This window comes from Mycobacterium sp., assembly GCF_052145595.1.
GTDB lineage: Bacteria > Actinomycetota > Actinomycetes > Mycobacteriales > Mycobacteriaceae > Mycobacterium.
The window spans coordinates 1-3342 of the sequence record NZ_JBKQOI010000230.1 but is presented as its reverse complement, the minus strand read 5'-3'; the positions used below and the strand labels follow the sequence as shown (position 1 = coordinate 3342).

The 3342-nt window shown below is 67.4% G+C and carries 4 protein-coding genes; all 4 read right to left on the bottom strand.

From position 1 onward, the window contains the following. Positions 1-206: 206 nt before the first annotated feature. Entirely contained in the window at positions 207-848 is a 642-nt protein-coding gene (locus ACLP4W_RS20545) for a cell division protein SepF (RefSeq protein WP_442389084.1), read from the bottom strand. Positions 849-914: 66 nt separating this feature from the next. Further along, on the bottom strand, positions 915-1700 hold the full coding sequence (locus ACLP4W_RS20540) for a YggS family pyridoxal phosphate-dependent enzyme (protein ID WP_442389085.1): 786 nt from the start codon (positions 1698-1700) through the stop codon (positions 915-917). Positions 1701-1705: 5 nt separating this feature from the next. Next, positions 1706-2413 (bottom strand): peptidoglycan editing factor PgeF, encoded by a 708-nt coding sequence (gene pgeF / locus ACLP4W_RS20535; protein ID WP_442389082.1) that lies wholly within the window; start codon positions 2411-2413, stop codon positions 1706-1708. An 86-nt stretch (positions 2414-2499) separates the two neighbouring features. Next, positions 2500-3342: cell division protein FtsZ (locus ACLP4W_RS20530; protein ID WP_442389080.1), on the bottom strand; the 843-nt coding region annotated here is incomplete at its 5' end.

The following is a 3342-nucleotide window of genomic DNA, read 5'->3' as shown; positions in this document are numbered from 1 at the left end:
TGAACAGCGCAAACCCAAGGATCTGAAAGAACAGCGCCAACTCCGAAGCCCCGACCTTACCGATGAGATGTGCAAAGATTCCCGTGGCCGCCCGTAACGGGCGGCGATCGCCAGCGTACCGACTCGGGGATAGAGGCACACATCTCACGTGAGCCGCATCACGAGCAGGGCAGGTGCCGGCCCGCTATGCAACGGGACAGATGTGTCTATTGGTAAGCGTAAAAACCGGTTTCGGCGATCCGGCGACGCTCCTCCGGAGACACATCGACGTCGGCGGGCGAGAGCAAGAACACCTTGGTCGCGACCTTGTCGAACGAGCCGCGCAACGCGAAGGCCAAGCCGGCGGCGAAGTCGACCAGCCGTTTCGCGTCGGCGTTGTCCATCGACACCAGATCCATGATGACCGGGGTGCCGTCGCGGAAACGCTCGCCGATGGTGCGCGCCTCGCTGTAGTCCTTGGGCCGCAACGTGGTGATCTTCGACAGCGGGCTGCCCTCCTCGAAGAGCATTGCCATCCGGCGTGGATCCATCGCCAGCGCGCCGCGGGTGGAGTTGCGCAACCACGACCCGAGGCGCGGGCGGCTCATCTCCGACCGGTCGAACTCGCGCGGGTGGGGACTGTAACGGGGCTCCTCCCCGTAGCCGCCGCGATAACCGCTGGACGGCGGGTAGTCGGCCGGCTCGCCGCGTGGGTCGTCGTAGTCGCGCCCGTCGTAGCGGCCGTACCCGTCGTCGAACCGGGGACGCGGGAAACCGCGGGAGGGTGCGCGGTCGTCGTAATACTCGTCGTCGTAGTCCTCCATGGGAGCCATACCGAAGTAGGCCTTGACCTTGTGCAGTGTGCTCATTGCGTAACCCCTTCTAGCCCCTGGGAGTTTTGGTGTCTGTGATGAAGGTGTGACTACAGTGACTACTCACGGTGACGGTAGCCGCCGCGCGCCCAATAGCGCGGTACCGACACGCACACACGTCGAACCATGTTTTACGGCGATCTCGAAATCGCTGGACATGCCGGCGGACAGACCCACCGCGTTCGGGTGGGATTCGAGCACCCGGTGGTGTTCCGATTGCAGCCGGTCGAACGCCTCGTCGGGGGCCCGGTCCAGCGGCGGGATACCCATCAACCCGACCAGTTCCAGGCTTTTTGACTCCTCCACCTGCGCGCAGACCTGGTCGACCGCCCCGGGTGCGGTGATGTCGACGCCGCCGCGAGACACATCGCCGTTCAGGCTGACCTCGACGTAGACCCGCAGCGGCCCCTGCCGGCGGCCCTCGGCCAGTGCCGCCGATACCGCCCGGTCGAGCGCGGTCACCAGCCGCGGGCTGTCAACCGAGTGGGCGGTGTGCGCCCAGTGGGCCAGCGACCGTGCTTTGTTCCGCTGGATCCGGCCGACCATGTGCCAGTGGATTTCGGCTAAGTCCGCCCGGGCGGAACTACTTGCCAACCGTGCAACTTCGGCGACCTTCGCCGAAGCTTCCTGATCCCGAGATTCGCCAACGGACCGACAACCCAATCGGGACAAAATCGCGACATCGGTTGCTGGGAAGAATTTGGTAATGGGTAGAAGTTCAATTTCGCCAACATTGCGGCCCGCCGCTTCAGCGGCAGCCGCAAGGCGCGATCGGACAGCCGCCAACGCATGTGTCAATTCCGATTCGCGGTTTTCTCGGTGTCCAGGGGTCGGCGTCTCCACCGCCATGTCGGTCACTCCATCCACACCAGCGACGCCAGCCGCCCGGTCGGCGCATCCCGGCGATGACTGAACAGTGTCGAGTCGGCCACCGTGCAGCGTGGATCGATGTCGATTGACGTGACGCCCAAATCCCGGAGCTGGCAAGCGATTCCGGCCCGGAGGTCGAGTCCGGGAGTGCCGGCCGCGGTAGTGGTGCGGCTGCCGGGCAACGCCGCCTCGACCTCGTCGGCCATCGCCGCGGGCACTTCGTAGTTACGACCGCTGACCGCGGGGCCGAGCAGGGCCGAGATATCGCCGGCCAGCGCGCCCCGCTCCAGCATCGCCTCCACCGCGCGAGCCACCACGCCACGCTGGGCGCCGACCCTGCCGGCGTGCACCGCCGCGATCACACCGGCGCGCGCGTCGGCCATCAGCACCGGCACGCAGTCGGCGGTCACCACCGCCAGCGCCAATCGGGGTGTGCCGGTCACCAGCGCGTCGGCGTCTTCGACCGCCGCCTCACGCGGCCTGTCGACCATCTCGACTCGATCACCGTGGACTTGGTTCATCCACACCACCCGGCCGGCGCCCAGGCCGATGGCGGCGGCCAGCCGGGTCCGGTTGGCGGCCACCGCCGCCGGGTCGTCACCGACATGGTCGCCCAGGTTGAAGGTGTCGAACGGTGGCGACGAGACCCCGCCCGCGCGTGTGGTGGTCACCCGCCGGATACGAACGCTCACATGACCAGTATCCGAGAGTCCAGTGTGAGCATGGCGGCTCCGACGTCCGGCCAGGGTCGGCGTCTCGCCACGCATCGATGTCTACCTCAGCGTCGCATGAACGGCGGCACGTCGACATCGTCGTCGTCGCCGCCGATGCTCAGCGTCGAACCATTGGTGTGCACCGGCACGCTGACGGCGTCGACGGGCTCGAACAGCGCCGAGGTGAGCTTGCCGGCCTTCGCCGACTCGATTCGATGAGCGCCACCTTTTTCTCCGGCAATCCCCCCGATAACGGGCTTGCGGCCGGGTCCGCTGGCTTCAAAGCCCGCCGCGATGACGGTGACCCGCACCTCGTCGCCCAGCGAGTCGTCGATGACGGTGCCGAAAATGATGTTGGCGTCCTGATGGGCGGCGTCCTGCACCAGCGAGGCCGCCTCGTTGATCTCGAACAGGCCCAGGTCGCTGCCGCCGGCGATGGACATCAGCACGCCCTGCGCGCCCTCCATGGATTGTTCCAGCAGCGGCGAGTTAATCGCGATCTCGGCGGCCTTGAGCGCCCGACCCTCGCCGCGGGCCGAGCCGATGCCCATCAGCGCGGTGCCGGCGCCGGACATGATGCCCTTGACGTCGGCGAAGTCGACGTTGATCAGCCCCGGGGTGGTGATCAGGTCGGTGATGCCCTGCACGCCGTTGAGCAGCACCTCGTCGGCGCTGCGGAACGCGTCCATCAGGGATACCGCGGCATCCCCCATCTGCAGCAGCCGGTCGTTGGGGATCACGATGAGGGTGTCGCAGCTCTCCCGCAGCGTGGTTATGCCAGCTTCGGCCTGCGTGCCGCGGCGCTTGCCCTCGAACGAGAACGGCCGGGTGACCACGCCGACGGTCAACGCCCCCAGCTTGCGGGCGATGCTGGCGACGACGGGCGCCCCGCCGGTGCCGGTGCCGCC